The following is an 18120-nucleotide window of genomic DNA, read 5'->3' on the forward strand; positions in this document are numbered from 1 at the left end:
AGCTCAATGGGACGACGCGACTGGGGGGGCGGGCAGGGTCTTGCGAACCTCGGCCGCCTTCTTCTCCAGATCGGTCCACGGTGGCAGGGTCGTGCGGGTCGCGCGCAGGTAAGCTGCCAGGCGGGCCAGATCCGCATCCGAGAAGGAATGGTAGAAACTGGGCATGGAAACGGTGGAAATGCCTTCTGTCGTCCCGATCCCGCGCAGGATGACCTGGAACAGGTTGGTCGGCTCATCCAGCCACAGCGCATTGTTCAGCGCCAGGTCGGGGCGGCCTTCAACCGGCTGCGGGCCGGCATTGGCGTGGCATGCGGCGCAGGCGCCGGCATACAGCTTCGCATTCGGGTTCACCTGCGGCCCGACCAGATCCTTCATGGACGCCTGCATGGCCCATGCGATGGCCTTGGGGTCCTGGCTTACGCGGGTGGAGGCATGGTCGATGTCAGCCAGATAATGTGCGATGGCATGCACATCGGATTCCGGCATTTCGCTCAGGCCACCGTGGACCACGGGCGACATGGGGCCGGCAGCACTGCCATGCAGCGGGGCGGAGCCAAAGCGCAGGTATTTGAAATACTCGTCCTCGGTCCAGACGACCGGGGTGGGGTTGTGTTCGTTAAGCGGCGGCGCAATCCAGTTGTCCACCGGGGCGCCATCGTACGGCGCGCTGGCCTTTTCCGCCCCCATGAGGTTACGCGGGGTGTGGCAGGCGGAACAGTGGCTCAGGCCTTCGGCCAGATAGGCGCCACGGTTCCATTCGGCATCATGCGACGGATCGTTCTTCAGCGGCCCTTCGTGCAGGAACAGAAGCTTCCAGCCCGCCTGTTCCAGACGGATGTTGAAGGGGAAGCCCACCGTGTTGTCACGCTTGACCGAGTGCACAGGTTCCCGCGTCATGAGGAAGGCATAGACATCATCGATGTCCTGATCCGTCATGTGCGTGAAGTGGTCAAACGGGAAGGCCGGGAAAAGCTGCGTGCCGTCACGCGAAATGCCCTTGCGCATGGCGCGCCTGAAGGCGGCTTCCGACCAGTGGCCGATACCCGTTTCGGGGTCCGGCGTGATGTTGGAGGAGAAGATGGCGCCAAAGGGCGTGTCCATCTTGTAATCGCCCGCCAGCTCGACACCGCGCTTGCCATCCGTGCGGGTGTGGCATTCGGCGCAGTAGCCGCCAGCGGCCAGCACGCGCCCGCGCTCGATCTGCGCTGCGGAGAAAGAGGAAGGAGGAGGCGGAGCAACCGGCGCAATGGCCGGATACCACGCATAGGCAAGGAACCCGACGCCGCCGGCGACACCGATTCCCACAATCGCTGCTGCAATACGTTTAATCACGATGTTCTCGCGGTTGTGAAAGTCATCATATCACCCCGTATCATCCGCCCGGTTCCAGTGCCGATATGGCGCGAAACACACGAAACAGCGCATCGTTGCGCCATTCAGAAGGCACCGGAACTGCCGGATGTGCGGGAACATCGGCGCCACGGCGGAAACTTTTGTATTACCGTTTCCTAATCAAGCCGTTTGGGGGCGCGTAAGATCAAAGCTGTAATAAGACTTATTTGTTTATGATATGAATATAGCAGAACCACCGCAAACCCTTGAATAAATGGGTCTGCAGTGTCCTGTAACAGCAATATCTATATACAGATGAATATAGATAGGACCGGTCATGTCAAGCCGGGAAAGGAAAAAATCCTTCCCCGGCTTCCAATGCTCAGTTCTGGTCCGGCAGGCTGTAGGCGACGATGTAGTCACCCAGCTTCGTGCCGAACGACCCGTGGCCGCCATCCGCGGTCACGATGTACTGCTTGCCATCCACCGCATAGGTCATGGGGGTGGACTGGCCACCGGCGGGCAGGCGGTCCTGCCACAGGACGCGGCCATTGGTGACGTCATACGCGCGGATGTAATAATCCAGCGTCGAGGTCAGGAAAGCCACGCCGCCCGCCGTGGTCAGCGGGCCGCCCAGGCTGGGCACGCCCATCTTGATCGGTAGCGGCAGCGGCGCGCTGTCACGGATCGTGCCGTTGCGGTGCTTCCACACGATCTTGTTGGTGCGCAGGTCAATGCCGGACATGTAGCCCCAGGCCGGCTGCTTGCATGGCAGGCCCAGCGGCGACAGGAACGGATGCAGGTCTACGCCATACGGCACGCCGAACTGCGGCTGCACGCCACTTTCACTGCCCGAGGGCAGGGACCGGTCAGGCGTTGCCGGGTTGTTCGGGCCACGCGGGATCAGCCTGGACACGAACGGGATGGCGATGGGATTGGCGATCGCAATCTGCCGCACGGGATCAACCGCAAGACCACCCCATTCAAACATGCCAAGGTTACCCGGGAACACCAGCGTGCCCTGCAGCGAAGGCGGCGTGAACGTGCCTTCGTAACGCAAGCGGTGGAACATGATCCGGCAGATCAGCTGGTCATACATCGTCCCGCCCCACATATCGGCATCCGTCAGCAGCTTGCTGGGACGGAATGTCAGCTGGGAGAAGGGCTGCGTGGGCGACAGGTGATCACCGGGGGCAGCCCCCTGCGGCACGGGGCGCTCGGGCGCGGGGACGACCAGGTGGCCATTGCGACGGTCCAGCACGAAGATGTTGCCGGTCTTGGCCGGGGCATACAGCGTGGGAATGACCTCGCCCTGTTCGTTGCGGATATCGACCAGGCTGGGCTGGGCCGGAATGTCCATGTCCCACAGGTCATGGTGAACGGTCTGGTAGCTCCATACCAGCTTGCCGGTGGAAGCGTTCAGCGCCACGATCGAGCTGGCATAGCGTTCGGCATCCGCGCCACGGTTGCCACCCCAGATATCGGGCGTCTGCACGCCCATCGGGATGTAGATCAGGTCCAGATTGGCGTCATAGGACGACGTGATCCACGAATTGGGGGAGTTGGGCACGAAGGTGTGGTGTTCGGACGGCATTTCGTTCGGATCGGGATTGCCGGGATCGAACGCCCATTTCAGCGCGCCGGTATGCACGTCGAAGCCGCGCGTCACGCCGGAAGGTTCATGCGTGGAATAGTTGTCGGTCACGGCGCCGGACACGATCACGGTGGTGTCGGTCACGACCGGGGGAGACGTGGGTTCGTAAAAGCCCAGCGTCTTGACGGGCATGCCGTCCTGCAGGTTCACCACGCCATTATTGCCGAACGATGCGCAACGGGCGCCGGTTTCGGCATCCAGCGCGAACAGCTGTCCGTCGTTGGTGGGCAGGAAAATGCGGCGCGCGCATTCCACCGGCGCGGTCGCGCCATCCGCAGCCTGCGTGTCGGCTTTGTCCTCATGATAGGACACACCACGGCAGGTCAGATGCTGGAACGTGGGGTTGTAGGACAGCTTCGGATCGAACTTCCACCGCTGCCTGCCCGTTTTCGCATCCAGGGCGAACAGGATCTGGTGGGGGGTACACAGGTAAAGCGTATCACGGATCTTGATGGGAGTGACCTCATCGGTGATCTCACCGGGGTCATTGGGGCCACGTAGGTCGCCGGTGCGGAACGTCCACGCCACCTTCAGCCTGCTGACGTTGTCCGCATTGATCTGCCGGAGCGGGGAGAAACGGTCCCCGAACTGCGTGCGGCCATATGCCTGCCAGTCGCCATCGGGCATCTGGTGGGCATCACCGGGTTCGGGGGCGTCACTGGCCACCGGGGGCAGGTTGCCCGCAATATCCTGCGGATCGCCGGTCAGGGCGATGCCCACCACGACGACAGCCGCGACAATCGCGCCCACCAGCGGCACGCGCGCAGCCATACCCGCAGGCTGAAGGTGCCGCGTCACCCACGGCAGGGCCAGCACGATACCGATGGGTACAAGGATATCCCCACGCGGCGCGAGGGCCCAGAAGTCAAACCCGGCTTCGTTAACGGCCCATGCCATCGTGCCAAGCAGCAGCACCGCATAGACCGTCAGTGCGGATGCCTGCCGCCGGAACAGCAGGAATGCCGTCACCAGCAGCAGGATACCCGCGACAACGTAGTAAAATGAACCTCCGATAAGGCACAGCCACAAGCCGCCGCCCAGCAGGTACAGACCTGTCAGCGCGCAGACGGCTATGGCAGCCACCAGGAGGGGAGCCGAGCGTATAAGGCTATTCATAAGTTTTCCTGATTACCGTGATACAGTCCGAACATTCTCCCATGAGAAAACGGAGGACTTACCGCCGGGTCAAGCCTAACTTGATGAATAAATCGTGTGTCTAAACATTTCAGGGGGCATGAAGGCCCCTTGGAACGTCTATTTCCCGCCAGATATAACCGTTGCGAGCGTCGCCCGCGTGCCGCTGGCGCGGATGGACTGGCGCAGGGCAAGGTAGGTCTGGACGAATCCGGGATTCTCCGCCAGTTCCCACCCGGCAAAGGCACTCATGTCCAGCGCGTCCTCCAGATGGGACGAGGCCGCCTTCACCCGGTCATCATCGGTCAGGTGCGGCTCGACAATGTCGTAGGGCTGCCCCTTGTCATCATGCCCGCGCAGGTATTCGGCATAACAGGCCACGACAAAGGCGATGCGCGCCACGGGGCGCTTATGCGCGATCACGCCCATGGCCGTGCTCTTGATGAACATGGGCAGCTTGGACGTACTGTCGGATGCAATGCGCAGGAGCTGGTCGCTGATCGCCCGGTTGCGGAAGCGGTGCAGCAGGCGCCTGCCATATTCGGTCAGCGCCATACCCGGCGGGGCATGCAGCAGCGGCTCGGCGTCAAAGGCGAGATACTGCTCGACCAGCGTGACCTCGTTCAGGTCTTCCATGATCTCACTGACCACCCGATAGCCCGACAGCACGCCGGACAGGCCCAGCAGCGAATGGGAGGCATTGAGCATGTGCAGCTTCACCTCCTCATACGGCTGGACATTATCGGTGAACTGCACGCCCACGGCGTCGAGTTCGGGACGGCCGGCGCAGAAATTGTCCTCAACCACCCACTGGATGAAATCCTCGCAGAAGACGGGAATACGGTCATCCAGCCCGCTTTCCGCATCCAGGCGGCGGACATCATCGGGGTGGACGGCCGGGGTGATGCGATCGACCATGGTGCAGGGGAAGGTGACGTTTTCCTCCATCCACTGCGCAAGGCCCGCATCGCGCGCGCGCGCCCAGCCAAGAAAGGCCGTCCGGGCGACATGGCCGTTCTGGGGCAGGTTGTCACACGACAGGATGGTGAAGGGGCCGGCACCGCTTTCACGCCGCCTGCGCAGCGCCTCGGTCAGCAGGCCGAACACGGTATGCGGCACCTCGCGCTTCAGGTCCTCGGCAATCACGGGATGATCGACGGGGAAAACACCGTTTTCATCCACATAATACCCGCCTTCGGTCACGGTCATGCTGACAATGCGGATCGCGGGATCAGCCAGGCGCGCAATGGTGGCCGCACGGTCGGCGGGGGCATACATATATTCCGTGATGGACCCGATCACACGCACCACGTTGGGCAGGTCGGGGGCGCATTCGGTCAGGGAATACAGGCAGTCCTGCGCTTCCATGTCCTTTGCCTTCCCGGCCTCATGGGGGTTTTCCATCAACCCGATGCCCAGCAGGCCCCAGCCGGCCTGACCGGGGCGGGCCAGCACGCGATCCATGTAAACCGCCTGATGGGCGCGATGGAAATTACCCACGCTGATATGCGCAATGCCGGGCGTGACCTTGCTACGGTCATAGGCAGGCACCACGATATTGGCCGGCAGGTGGGGCAGGGACGTATTGTTGAGTACGGTCATGAACCATTTTCCACGGGAAAGTATCCACGACGCGTAATCAGAAATGCCAGCGCACACAACCCGTCAATGCAGCGTATCTGTGGCCGGCCATGATCAGGGCAGGGGCCATGCCCGCACGATTTACCACCGATATTGCCGGTCATGCTGTTTTCTAATGGGTAAAACTGCCCTATTAAGCCTTCCTGCCGTTGCATATCCGGTGTTCCGGTTGCAAAAAATGACGGCAGGGGCAGCCCCGGGCGGATCAGTTGTTGGTAATGAATGCGTATCCTCTATCTTATTAACAGCCTGAATGGCGGCGGCGCCGAACGACCACTGCCTGCTGTGATCGGGATGATGCGCGCCTGCGGGCATGAGATCCGCGTCGTGGCACTGGCGCGCAAGGCAGGGAACGCCATTGCCTGGCTGGAAGCAGCCGGGATCGATTACCATATCGTCAATGACCGTGATCCCGACCGGTTCGCATCCCTGCCTGAGGTGCTGGGTTATGTCCGCGCCAACCGGCCCGACCTGTTATGGACATCGCTGACGCGCGCGACCCTGTTCGGCCAGATCATCGGCAGGCTGCTGCGCATTCCCGTCGTCAGCTGGCAGCACAGCGCGTTCCTCAAGCCCGCCAACCGCTTCCTGCTGCGACGGTCGCGTTACATGAGCGCGTTCTGGGTGGCCGATTCCGAATACGTGGCGCGTACCACCCGTACCCAGCTTGGCCTGCCACCGGAGCGGATCTGCACCTGGCCGCTGTTCATGGCCAGCGCCAGCGTCCCGGCCGCCACGCCATGGAACGGGCAGCCGGGGGCGACCTTCCATGTCGGGTCGCTGGGCAGGCTGGAACCCGAAAAGAACATGCAGCTGCTTATACAGGCCATGGGCATCATCCGCGCCACGCGGCCCGATGCGCGCATCCACCTGTCGCTGTGTGGGTGCGGGTCGCAGATGGTGGCCCTGCAGGCGCTGGCGGCCCGGATGGCCCCGGACGCCATAAGCTTCGAGGGGTTCCAGCCGGACCCTCTGGAATTCTGTCGCGGGCTGCACGTGTATGTCCAGCCATCCCATTTCGAGGGGCTGTGCATTGCCGTGCATGAAGCCATGCAGGCGGGACTGCCGGTCATTGCAACACCGGTCGGCGCCATTCCCGATATCATCCGCGACGGGCAGAACGGGTTCCTGCTGCCTGCATCGACACCGGAAGCGCTCGCGGCACAGATCCTGCACCTTCATGCGCGTCCCGGCCTGTGCGCACGGATCGGCCACGCGGCCCGCAGCGATATCCTGCAACGCTACGGCACGGATACGGTCCATGCCATGGCCCATGCCGTCATCCGACGCGCGGAATCGCTGGTGCAGGCCCGGCAGGGCTGACGTCCCGGCCATCATGCCCCTTCCTGTCACGCGGGGTGATCAGGTAAGATGGGGATGTGAATACGATCCAGAATCCCCCCTCCGCAGAGTCCGGGCAAAAGGACTCACTTCTTGGCGTCTCGCAGCGCCTGCCACCCGCCAACCTGCAGGCGGAACAGGCGCTGCTGGGCGCGTTGCTGACCAATAACCGCGCCTATGACCGCGTATCCGACTTCCTGACCGGCGCGCATTTCGCCGATGAGGTCAATGGCCGCATCTATGATGCCATTTCCCGCCGTATCGAAGGCGGGCAACTGGCCGATCCGGTCACGCTGCGGGCCGAATTCGAAAATACCGGCGTGCTGGATTCCGTAGGCGGCACGGCGTACCTGGCCAGACTGCTGACATCCATGGTCGGCATCATCAACGCGGCCGACTACGGGCGCGTGATCCATGATGCGTGGATACGCCGCCAGCTGATCGACATCGGTCAGGACGTGGTCAACAACGCCTTTGGCGCGCGACCCGACCTTGATGGCCCCAACCAGATTGCCGCCAGCGAGGAAGCCCTGTTCAAGCTGGCGACGGAAAAGGGGCAGGACGGCGGGTTCCAGTCCTTTGACCGCGCGCTGGCCGATGCGCTGGAAATTGCGCAGCAGGCCTTCAACCGCAGCGGCGACGTGGTTGGCCTGACCACCGGGCTGCGTGACCTGGACAAGAAAACCGGTGGCCTGCACCCGTCTGACCTGCTGATCCTTGCGGGCCGACCGGCCATGGGCAAGACGGCGCTGGCAACCAAGATCGCCTTTTCCGCCGCGCGCGCGATCATGGAGGAAGCACGCGACGCCCCGGCCGATGCCAAGCCAAAGGGGTCGGTGGCCATCTTCTCGCTTGAAATGTCGTCCGAACAGCTGGCCACCCGTATCCTGTCCGAACAGGCCAGCGTATCGGGTGAAAAGATCCGCCGGGGCGATCTGGGGCAGAAGGAATTCGACCGCTTCGTACAGGTCAGCCGCGAACTGGCGCAGCTGCCGTTGCATATTGACGACACGCCCGCCATTTCGCTGTCGGCCATGCGCACGCGCTGCCGTCGGCTGGCGCGCACCAAGGGGCTGAGCCTGGTAGTGGTCGATTACCTGCAGCTCATGCGGCCATCAGTGGGATCCAAGGCGGAAAACCGCGTGCTGGAAATCTCCATGATCACGCAGGGTCTCAAGGCGCTGGCCAAGGAACTGTCGGTGCCGGTCATAGCCCTGTCGCAGCTGTCGCGTCAGGTGGAGAGCAGGGAAGACAAGCGCCCCATGCTATCGGACCTGCGTGAATCGGGATCGATCGAGCAGGATGCCGATGCGGTGATGTTCGTCTATCGTGACCAGTACTATCTGCAGCAGCGCCAGCCCAAGGAAACGTCCTATGACTCACAGGACAAGTACCAGACCGCGATGGAGGAATGGCAGCGCAAGATGGATCTGGCCCACAACCGTGCGGAACTGATCCTGGAAAAGCAGCGTCATGGGCCGACAGGGACGGTGCATCTGTTCTTCGAAGGGGAGTTCACGCGCTTTGCCGATCTGGACATGGTGCATGACGCTTAAGGGCTGAGTGTAAGTGACGCACGACATGGGCTGCCGTGCGTCACTGTGCCATATCCGCCACATGACGCGGAGCCGCATGGCGGAACATCCAGTCCTGTCCGATTGGGACCGTTTCGTGCCGGGAAACTGCACAGGGGTGGGATGGACAGGATATGGGCACAGGCATGCATGCCCTCCCTTCCGCACATCAAAAAGTTTTATAAGAAATATTATGCCAACAACTAATGAGATCCGGATCAGCATGCACCGGAATCCGGTCCGGTCCGCCATGTTCCATCATGGCCAAGCCGCCCGCAATCCGGCATCATCATGCCATGACTGATACGGCGCTTGCATCCATCTGTGGCTTTGCCTTTTCCGGCATCGAAGCCGTTCCTGTCAAAGTCGAGGTCCAGCTTTCCGTCGGTCTGCCGTCCTTTCTGGTCGTGGGCCTGCCGGACAAGGCCGTCAATGAATCGCGCGAACGCGTGCGCGCGGCGCTGTCCGCCATGGGGCTGGCCCTGCCGGCCAAGCGGATCGTGGTCAATCTGGTGCCCGCCAGCCTGATGAAGGAAGGATCGCATTTCGACCTGCCCATCGCGCTGGCGCTGCTGGTGGTCATGGGACTGCTGTCAGGCGATATGGCGCAGCGTTACGCAGCCTTGGGCGAACTGTCGCTGGATGGTGGCGTCAACCCGGTCTGCGGCGTGCTGCCTGCCGCCATGACGGCAGCCGGACTGTCGCTGGGGCTGATCTGTCCCGCCAGCCAGGGGGTGGAAGCGCGCTGGGCCAGCGAGGACATGGATATCCTCGCCATCCGTTCCCTGCCCGAACTGCTGAACCATTTCCGTGGGCAGCAGGTCATCGACCCCGTTGAACTGCCTGCCCGCGTGGATGCAGGCCTGACCGCCCTGCCCGACCTGGCTGATATCCGGGGCATGGAAACCGCGCGTCGTGGGCTGGAAATCGCCGCGGCCGGTCGCCATTCGCTGCTTATGATTGGCCCGCCGGGCGCTGGAAAATCCATGCTGGCCGCGCGCCTGCCCGGTATCATGCCCGACCTTACGCCCGTCGAGATGCTGGAAATCAGCCGCATCCACAGCATCGGCGGCCTGCTGAAGGACGGACAGCCGGTGTCCCGGCCGCCCTTCCGCGACCCACACCATTCCAGCAGTTCCACGGCCCTGAGCGGTGGCGGCGCGCGTGCCCGCCCCGGTGAGGTCAGCCTGGCGCATCGTGGCGTCCTGTTTTTAGATGAATTGCCGGAATTCTCCCGCGCCGCGCTGGAAATCCTGCGCCAGCCCATGGAAACGGGATCCATATCCATTGCCCGCGCCGCAGCCCATGTCACCTACCCTGCCCGCTTCCAGCTGATCGCGGCCATGAACCCGTGCAAGTGCGGCTATCTGGGCGATGCGGCGCAGGAATGTCGTAAGGCCCCTCGCTGTGGCGAGGATTATCAGGCGCGCCTGTCCGGCCCGTTGCTGGACCGTGTGGACATGGCCGTCCATGTCGAACCGATGCCCCTGACCCGCATTGCCGAAACCACGGGCGGCGAACCCAGCGCCACCGTGGCCGCGCGAGTCCGTGAAGCCGTGGCGCGCCAGCATGACAGACAGGGTGCGGCCCGGAATGCCGAAGCCCCCATAGATGATTTCCGCATAACGGCCACGGCGCGCGATTTTGCGGTGCAGGCGTCTGAAAAGATGCATCTTTCCGCCCGTGGCTTTACCCGCCTGCTGCGGGTTGCGCGGACGGTTGCCGACCTGGCAGCTGCCGAGGACGTGGAACGTCCCCACATTGCCGAAGCCCTGGCCTACCGCATCCGCCGGCCAGGTCGAAAATAGCATTGCCTGCATCTTTTCCCCCTTGCGCACCCTGCGCGGCTGGATTAATAAGGCCCCACCGAAGCGGATGGGTGCGTAGCTCAGCGGTAGAGCATCGCCTTCACACGGCGGGGGTCACAGGTTCAATCCCTGTCGCACCCACCATCCGGTCTTTCCCTTATTTCCATAAGCAGTAATTAACCAGTCGGATCGGACTGCCATCTGGCGTACCCGCGCCATATGTCATGTACACATGCCAGCCAGGGCACTGTTACTCCCTGTCGTTAACAGGCAGCATTACCCTGCCCTGGTGGAACCGTTCAGAAAGTGGTTTCCCGTCCCTTTCTGATGGACGATGCCGACATGGAATACGCGATGATCGACGGCACGGTGGTCCGGGTTCCCCGCCATGGCCAGCAGATGGTGCGAAGTCCTCCCACCACCTATGCCGACATTCCTTCCAGCGCATCACGGCACCTGACATAGGATAGTTTGTCCTGAAACAGGAACAGCACGTAATAATCCAGCGTGCGCCGCCGCCTGCGGGTAGGATTGGTATAGAACGGAAAAACGTCAAACGGCCCGTCATATCCCTCTGGCACCGGGTCGCATTCGGTTATGCAGCGTACCTGGAACAGGGGGGCATAGACGGTAGCATCCGCATCCGTCCGCCGGACATGGAACAGGTTTTTCCGGAACTTGCGCAGCCGCTGTGGCAGGATGAATATCATGTTCTGTTCAAGAAAATTCTGCGGCGGGTTACGATCACGCAGGTATTTCATGTCGGCAGGCATGTCACAGAAAAAGTTGGTGTCCTGTACGATCATGGTCCAGTCGGGTTCCCTTCCGCTCGGTTCGGCATGGCAGGATGGTTGCGCCGGCTCCCCACCTGGGAAAGCCGCATTACGGCCATGCCGGGTTCCATGCCCTCATATGGGGAGAGGCTGCGTGTATGTCAGGGTCAGAAGCCGAACATATGATCGACTGAAAACCGTCCGTCCCCCTCCGCCATGCGGCCATGATACCCGAACAGGCGACAGGTCGTATCACGGATGATGACATAGGCCCCCGCACCCGCGCGCGCCAGCGTGGACAGGCCAAAGACCCGATGCGGCCAGATTTCGCGCGACCCGGACATGGGAACGGCGATTTTCTCATGACCAATCTGCGTGCCATCAGCTGCATGCAGGTACAGCGACGTATCCGACTGCGCATGCCACGTAGCCGAAACCGGATAGATGAGCCTGCAGAAACTGAACGGCTCACTTCCCGCCGCCGTCAGGAACAGCCGCGTGCTCAGTCCCGGGGGCGCGCCGACATAGGATTGCGGCTCCCCCCGATAGGTCATGATCGTATTGAATATGTGCGACCCGAAGCTGGTTTCGGATGCATGGCCCGTCTGCCTGTCCTCATACCGGATCAGGGCATGCAGCCAGCCATCCGCCTGCCCTCCGTCACGAAAGTCATACAGCAGTTCCCCATGCCCCGGACCAGTTGCCAGCGCGCTGACATCCAGTACCATCCCATGGTCACGCGGCAGGCAACCCATGAAGCGCGATGGTCCGGCCGTCCCTTCCACGTCGAAACAGTCCACCCGTACCGGCAGGGTGGTCAGGCTTTCCGCCATGGGCGATGGCAGAAGCAGCGTCCGGTAGCGCGCCGGATCAGGCACCGGGAACGGCAGCAGGTAGCCACGCCCGAAAAAACGCGGGTCCAGCCGGGTGATCCCCGCATCGGGCCGCAAATCAGCACGCTGCACGTTCAGGTGAGCGATGCGCGTGCGGTTATGCTGCGTGATTTCGTAGCGCGAGCGCACGACATGGCCACCGGCGCGGAATTCGATCTGTTCCGGCCATGACAGCCCGGGCAGGATATCGCGCATATGCACGGCCATGGTCTGGTACGGGGCCAGTTCAGGCAGGATGGGCACATGCCGGTCCTGCCCCATGCGGTTGAGCGTCATGCTGCCTGATGGAATGGGCAGGGCATGGCTGTTCTGGACCCATAGCACCACATCCTCCCCCTCCGCCGGGGCAGGCAGGTTGGCGTAACGGTTGGCAGGCCAGGCATTGGCGTCATGTGTGACCGACAGGCTGGCGTTCGTACCCTTCCCGCGCGTCTCCAGCGCGTATTTGACCACATCGTGCCCTGCTATGCCCTGCGCGTGGATGAACAGCTGGCCCGTGAATTCCGGCAGGTTGAACCTGTGACGGATGTCGGCACTGTCGATGATGATGGCCTGACCATCGCCCGGCACGTCATAATCCCATGTCCGCAGCACCTGCCCGTCCTGATCGAACAGCCGCAGCCACAGCCGGACGGCCCGTGCGCCATACCGCGCCCAGTAATTGGCGGTGACCAGGCGGGTGGACAGCGCAGCCGTGTCCCGGAAAAAGGCAAGGTTGGTGGCAAAATTCAGCCGGTCCAGATAATTATGTGCGACCGACAGCATGTGCCGGGGCAGGCACACGGATTCGAGCGTATGCAGCACGCCCCCTGCGGGCAGCAGGCCGGACAGGCGGCTTTCCATGGCGGCATGGTTGAAATCCAGCGCCCATATGGTCCGTGCCGCACCCTGCCCCATGTCCACCACGGGCCGCAGGGGCAGGCCCGCGCGCACCTGCCCGACCTTCAGCGAATCATGGGTATGGACCGCCGCCACCGTGACCGGCACGGGCAGCAGCGCCATGACGGTATCCACCATGTCATGCGGATCATAGATCGCAACCGGCCCCGCATCCTTCAGGCTGTTGGCAAGAAGGGCCAGTTTCTCCGCGGCCAGAGGATGGGTCAGGGCCTTGTAGGCCATATTGCCGCCTGAACGCGGGTCAAAGGTACGAATGCCTAGCATGTGCCTGTTTTATTCCACTTCTGGCGCAAGCGGGAGAATTATTGTTGTCCCACTGACGCAAGCCCCAGATGATGCCGCACCGCTTCCGCTGCCATAACGGTATCATCAAGTGGTGTCACAGGCCATGTTTCCAGCCGCCCGGCAAAGGGGCGGATGCGCCCCGCCTGCGTCAGGTCCTGCAGGAAATGCCCGATCCGCCGCGACCGCCCCGGCAGGCTGGCGACCATGACAGGTGCCGATGTCGCCACGGCTTCCGAAATCATGGACACGCTGTCCACCGTCACGACAATGGCGTCCGCGCAGGCCAGCAGACCCAGATACGGATTGGCCCCCGCCTGGTCCCAGACCCATGCATCCGGCCCGGTCAGGGCGCGTTGCAGTTCACCACATACCGCCGGATCTGTCCGGCGCGACGGTGTCAGCGCAATGCCCACCCGGTCGCGTCGCATCATGGCGGCCAGTTGCGCGGCAAGACTCGCGCCCTCGGCCCGTCCCAGCCGGAAACGGCCATTCCCCCCACCGACCAGCACGGCAACCAGCGGGCGTGGCAGACAGGCGAAAAACGGCGCCCACTCCCGTCGCGCCTGATCCAGCAGCGCCGGTGTCACGCCATGCAGCGCCGTGCGCGTCAGGACGACATTGGGGCCGGATATCCGGTCGTGCCGGTTGGCGATGACCAGATCGAAACGGGCGGGCGGCAGACGCGGGTTCTGCACCTGTATCACGCGCGCACCCTGCCGGCGCAGCGCAGCGCCGACGGCCCCGCCACTGCCACCGATGCTGATGACCGGGTGGTTGCGGTAATCGGCATCCAGATGAAGCGGCATGACCGCACGCAGGGGCGCGGGCCACCACGCGGCGGGCACATGCCGCCATATGCCACGCACGCTCAGCGCATGCAGGTGGGGGTCCAGTCCCGCGCGCCGCGCCAGCCCGAAGGTCTGGGACCGCATGCCGGCGAGGTCCGCTGCAATGACGCTGGCGGTAGGTAAGGAGGCTGCCATGCCCCCATGTGGCGGGACATGCACCGGGGCGTCAATGCCCTGCCCCTTTTGTCCATCGCCCAGCCGCGCTAAGTGGCAGGAATGAGCGAGACAGAACCGACATTCTCCGGCATGGGGCTGGATGGCCGCGTGGTGGCCGCCCTGACACGCATGGGGCTGCACCAGCCGTCCCTGATCCAGCGCGAGGTCATTCCTCCCGTCATGGCCGGACGGGATGTAGAGGCACGCGCAGGCACCGGCAGCGGCAAGACGGTGGCCTTTGCCGCCCCCATCCTGTCCACACTCATGCAGCCCGATGATGCGGGCAATACCCGCGTGCGCTGCCTGATCCTGTCGCCCACGCGCGAACTGGCGGGCCAGACGGCGGGCGTGCTGCGCGGCCTTGCGCGTGGCAGCGGCCTGCGCATTCTGCAGGCTACCGGCGGCACGGCGCGGGCGGCACAGGCCAAGACGCTGGGTGAAGGGGTGGCGATCGTGGTCGGCACGCCGGGGCGGATCATCGACCTGGCCCGCGGGGGGGAACTGGACCTGTCCACCGTCGGGCAGTTCGTGCTGGACGAAGCCGACCGCATGCTGGACCCCGGTTTCGCGGAAGAAATGCTCGCCCTTGCCGCAGCCCTGCCCGCGCGGCACCAGACATTGCTGTTTTCCGCCACCATTCCCCCGGCCATGGCCGAACTGGCCGCCCGCCTGCTGCACCGTCCGGTGCGTATCAGCATGGAAGTGGAAAACGCCCCCGCGCCGCGCATCGCGCAATACGCCATTTTCGTTCCCATGCGCCACAAGACCGAAGCAACACTGGCCTGCCTGCGGCAGTACGGCATGCAGCGCGTGATGGTGTTCGTCCGCACCCGCAACGAAGCCGACACCATTGCACGTGCCATAAGCCCGCTGGCACCCGCCGTGGCGATTCATGGCGATCATTCACAGGCGCGGCGCGAACGCATGCTGCGCGATTTCCGACAGGGCCGCGTGGGCGTGCTGGTAGCGACCGATGTCATGGCCCGGGGAATCGACATTGATGACATCGCCCTTGTCATCAACCATGACATTCCCGCCCAGCCCGAATCCTATGTCCACCGCATCGGCCGTACCGCGCGTGCCGGGCGACGCGGGGTTGCCGTCGCCCTGTGCGCACCGGAGGAACGTCAGGCGCTGAAGGATATAGAACGCCTGACGGGGCAGCGCATCCGCATTGCCAGCCTGCCGCAGTAACGGGCACGGTCATACATTTGTCATACATCCCTTGTCCCCACGGTCTTGCCGTAGGGTAAAGTGTGGATAAACTGCCAGTCATGATGAACATCCATGCCATGCAGTCACGTATTCCGGCGCATGACGGGACAGACGCGGCCATCGACCGGGTCGCCCTGGCATGACATACGGGCGGGACAACGCGCCCCGGCTGCCGGTTCGCGTGGCGCGGCCCACCACCTTTCTGGAGCGCCTGCCCCCCCCTCCGTCCAGCCTGCCGCGCTGGAAGATCAGCATTACCCCGCCCGACCTGTCACCATGGCTTGCGGGAAACTGCGGCATTCCGGGCGTCATGCATTACGAAGGCCGCAGGCCGGGCCCGCATGTCGTCTGTGTCAGCCTGATCCACGGGAATGAATTCGCGGGCGCCATCGTGCTGGACCGCCTGCTGCGACGCCGTATCCGCCCACGCGCGGGACGACTGTCGCTGGTATTCGCCAACCCCGAGGCCATGCACCTGTTCGACCCGTGCAACCCGGTACGCGCACGCTGCGTGGATGAGGACATGAACCGCGTCTGGCTGCCCGCCATGCTGGACAGTCACCAGACATCGCACGAACTCGACCGGGCGCGCATGCTGCTGCCGGTCATCGTGACGGCGGACAGGCTGCTGGACCTGCATTCCATGTTATGGCCGGGTGAGCCGCTGGTGCTGTCGGGGCTGCCGCCTGCGGGTCGGGCCATGGCGCGGCGCATTCGTGGCGTGGATGTATGCGTGGCCGATCGCGGGCACCGCAGCGGGTGCAGGCTGATTGATCACCCGCGTTTCAGTGAAGGGAATGCCGCCGCCTGCCTGCTGGAAGCCGGCCAGCACTGGCGGGAAGACACCGTCACGCGCGCCATGCACGCCGTCCTGTCCCTGATCGGGCCATGCTGCGGCATTTCGGCGGGAACGGAGGGCGCGCTCCCACGATACGACATGGTGGTAACCGATGTGGTGACGGCCCGGACAGGACTGTTCCGTTTCGTCACGCCCTTTCACAGCGGGCATGTCGTGGACAGCGCGGGCACGGTGGTGGCGTATGACGGCGGTGATGAAATCCGCACGCCCTATGACCGGTGCATGCTGGTCATGCCCAATCTGCGCCCCGCCCGTGGCCATACGGCCGTAAGGTTCGCCCGCACGGATGCCGGGCCGCCCGCCCCGGATCAGTAACCGGAACGGGCGACCACCATCATGTTCAGGCGTAGATGGGGAAACGCGCGCACAGCGCCTTGACCCGTTCGTGCACGGCCTGCTCGGTTTTCGTGCAGCCTTCCTCGCCCGGGGTTCCGGCCAGCGCGGTCAGCACTTCGTCAATCATGCGGCCGACTTCACGGAACTCTTCCGCGCCAAAGCCACGCGCCGTCGCAGCCGGGCTGCCCAGGCGGATGCCCGAGGTAATGGCCGGCTTTTCGGGGTCGAACGGAATGGCGTTCTTGTTGGCGGTAATGCCGGCGCGTTCCAGCGCGCGTTCCGCCGCCCGCCCCGTAACCCCCTTGGGCCGCAGGTCCACCAGCAGCAGGTGGCAGTCCGTACCCCCGGTCACGATGTCGAATCCGGCCTGCACCAGCGTTTCCGCCAGCACGCGGGCATTGTTCGCGACCGCTTCCTGATAGGTCTGGAAATCAGGGCGCAGCGCCTCGCCAAACGCCACGGCCTTGGCGGCGATCACATGCATGAGCGGACCGCCCTGCAGGCCGGGGAACACGGCGGAATTGATCTTTTTCGCAAGATCCGCGTCATTGGTCAGGATCAGCCCGCCACGTGGCCCGCGCAGGGTCTTGTGCGTAGTGGAGGTAACGACATGCGCATGCGGCACGGGCGACGGGTACAGGCCTGCCGCAACCAGCCCCGCGAAATGGGCCATGTCCACCATCAGGTACGCCCCGACCTCATCCGCGATGGCGCGGAAGCGGGCGAAATCGATGATACGGGGATAGGCGGAGCCACCTGCGACGATCAGCTTCGGCTTCTCGGCGCGGGCAAGGCGTTCCATTTCCTCATAATCCAGCAGGCCGTCTTCCTTGCGCACGCCATACTGGACCGCATTGAACCACTTGCCGGAATAGTTGGGGGCAGCGCCGTGGGTCAGGTGGCCACCGGCGGCCAGGCTCATGCCCATGACGGTATCGCCGGGCCTGACCATCGCCATGAAAGCGGCCTGGTTGGCATTGGCGCCCGAATGGGGCTGCACGTTGGCGAATTCCGCACCGAACATCGCCTTGACTCGTTCAATGGCAAGGGTTTCGACCTTATCCACTTCCACGCAGCCGCCATAATAACGGCGACCGGGATACCCTTCGGCATACTTGTTGGTCAGAACGCTGCCCTGTGCTGCCATGACGGCGGCGGAGACCATGTTCTCACTGGCAATCAGTTCAATCCCGTCGCGCTGACGCACCAGTTCCGCGTCGATAATCGCGGCGACATCGGGGTCGGCTTGGGTCAATGGGGCGCGGAAAAACTGCTTGAGGTCAGTCTGGCTGATGGGGTCCGACACCGTTATGTTTCTCCATTCATTGGATGATCTGTCATTTCCGGGTAGGCAAACGGACATGACACGTA

At 63.6% G+C, this 18120-nt stretch carries 12 protein-coding genes and 1 tRNA gene; 6 read left to right on the forward strand and 7 right to left on the reverse strand.

Translation table 11 applies throughout. The features are described from left to right. Positions 1-3: 3 nt before the first annotated feature. From B7449_RS07800 to B7449_RS07810, 3 genes are all read right to left on the reverse strand, one after another. The gene (locus B7449_RS07800) at positions 4-1332 is read right to left on the reverse strand and encodes a cytochrome c (protein ID WP_039734295.1); all 1329 of its coding nucleotides are present in this window, start codon (positions 1330-1332) and stop codon (positions 4-6) included. A 382-nt stretch (positions 1333-1714) separates the two neighbouring features. Further along, a complete protein-coding gene (locus B7449_RS07805) occupies positions 1715-4102 on the reverse strand; it encodes a glucose/quinate/shikimate family membrane-bound PQQ-dependent dehydrogenase (RefSeq protein WP_039734300.1) in 2388 nt (795 codons plus the stop codon). 138 nt (positions 4103-4240) lie between these two features. After that, the gene (locus B7449_RS07810) at positions 4241-5722 is read right to left on the reverse strand and encodes a mannitol dehydrogenase family protein (protein WP_039734301.1); all 1482 of its coding nucleotides are present in this window, start codon (positions 5720-5722) and stop codon (positions 4241-4243) included. Between the two features lie 261 nt (positions 5723-5983). Here B7449_RS07810 and B7449_RS07815 point away from each other — a divergent pair, with 261 nt between their 5' ends. The 4 genes from B7449_RS07815 (at position 5984) to B7449_RS07830 (ending at position 10628) form a co-directional block, all read left to right on the forward strand. Beyond that, positions 5984-7084 carry a glycosyltransferase family 4 protein gene (locus B7449_RS07815; RefSeq protein WP_039734303.1) on the forward strand — a complete coding sequence of 367 codons (1101 nt, stop codon included), beginning with the start codon at positions 5984-5986 and terminating at the stop codon, positions 7082-7084. Positions 7085-7140: 56 nt separating this feature from the next. After that, positions 7141-8658, forward strand: a complete 1518-nt coding sequence (locus tag B7449_RS07820; RefSeq protein WP_039734305.1) for a replicative DNA helicase — start codon at positions 7141-7143, stop codon at positions 8656-8658. Between the two features lie 314 nt (positions 8659-8972). After that, the gene (locus B7449_RS07825; protein ID WP_039734349.1) at positions 8973-10484 is read left to right on the forward strand and encodes a YifB family Mg chelatase-like AAA ATPase; all 1512 of its coding nucleotides are present in this window, start codon (positions 8973-8975) and stop codon (positions 10482-10484) included. A 69-nt stretch (positions 10485-10553) separates the two neighbouring features. Further along, a tRNA-Val gene (locus B7449_RS07830) sits at positions 10554-10628 on the forward strand. Positions 10629-10906: 278 nt separating this feature from the next. Here B7449_RS07830 and B7449_RS07835 read toward each other — a convergent pair. The 3 genes from B7449_RS07835 to B7449_RS07845 all read right to left on the reverse strand — a co-directional run bounded on the left by B7449_RS07835 (position 10907) and on the right by B7449_RS07845 (position 14318). After that, entirely contained in the window at positions 10907-11290 is a 384-nt protein-coding gene (locus B7449_RS07835; RefSeq protein ID WP_039734307.1) for a hypothetical protein, read from the reverse strand. 134 nt (positions 11291-11424) lie between these two features. Beyond that, the gene (locus B7449_RS07840; RefSeq protein WP_039734309.1) at positions 11425-13314 is read right to left on the reverse strand and encodes a hypothetical protein; all 1890 of its coding nucleotides are present in this window, start codon (positions 13312-13314) and stop codon (positions 11425-11427) included. A gap of 38 nt (positions 13315-13352) precedes the next feature. Further along, a complete protein-coding gene (locus tag B7449_RS07845) occupies positions 13353-14318 on the reverse strand; it encodes a mitochondrial fission ELM1 family protein (protein ID WP_039734314.1) in 966 nt (321 codons plus the stop codon). A 111-nt stretch (positions 14319-14429) separates the two neighbouring features. Between B7449_RS07845 and B7449_RS07850 the strand changes: the two genes are divergently transcribed. Next, positions 14430-15533 (forward strand): DEAD/DEAH box helicase, encoded by a 1104-nt coding sequence (locus tag B7449_RS07850; protein WP_039734315.1) that lies wholly within the window; start codon positions 14430-14432, stop codon positions 15531-15533. Between the two features lie 160 nt (positions 15534-15693). Then, entirely contained in the window at positions 15694-16728 is a 1035-nt protein-coding gene (locus B7449_RS07855) for a M14 family metallopeptidase (protein WP_039734316.1), read from the forward strand. A gap of 25 nt (positions 16729-16753) precedes the next feature. On the opposite strand, the gene glyA is transcribed toward B7449_RS07855, so the two are convergent. Continuing rightward, positions 16754-18043 (reverse strand): serine hydroxymethyltransferase, encoded by a 1290-nt coding sequence (gene glyA, locus B7449_RS07860; RefSeq protein WP_235721021.1) that lies wholly within the window; start codon positions 18041-18043, stop codon positions 16754-16756. Between the last annotated feature and the right edge of the window lie 77 nt (positions 18044-18120).

The sequence above is a fragment of the Komagataeibacter intermedius TF2 genome (genome assembly GCF_000964425.1).
Lineage (GTDB): Bacteria > Pseudomonadota > Alphaproteobacteria > Acetobacterales > Acetobacteraceae > Komagataeibacter > Komagataeibacter intermedius.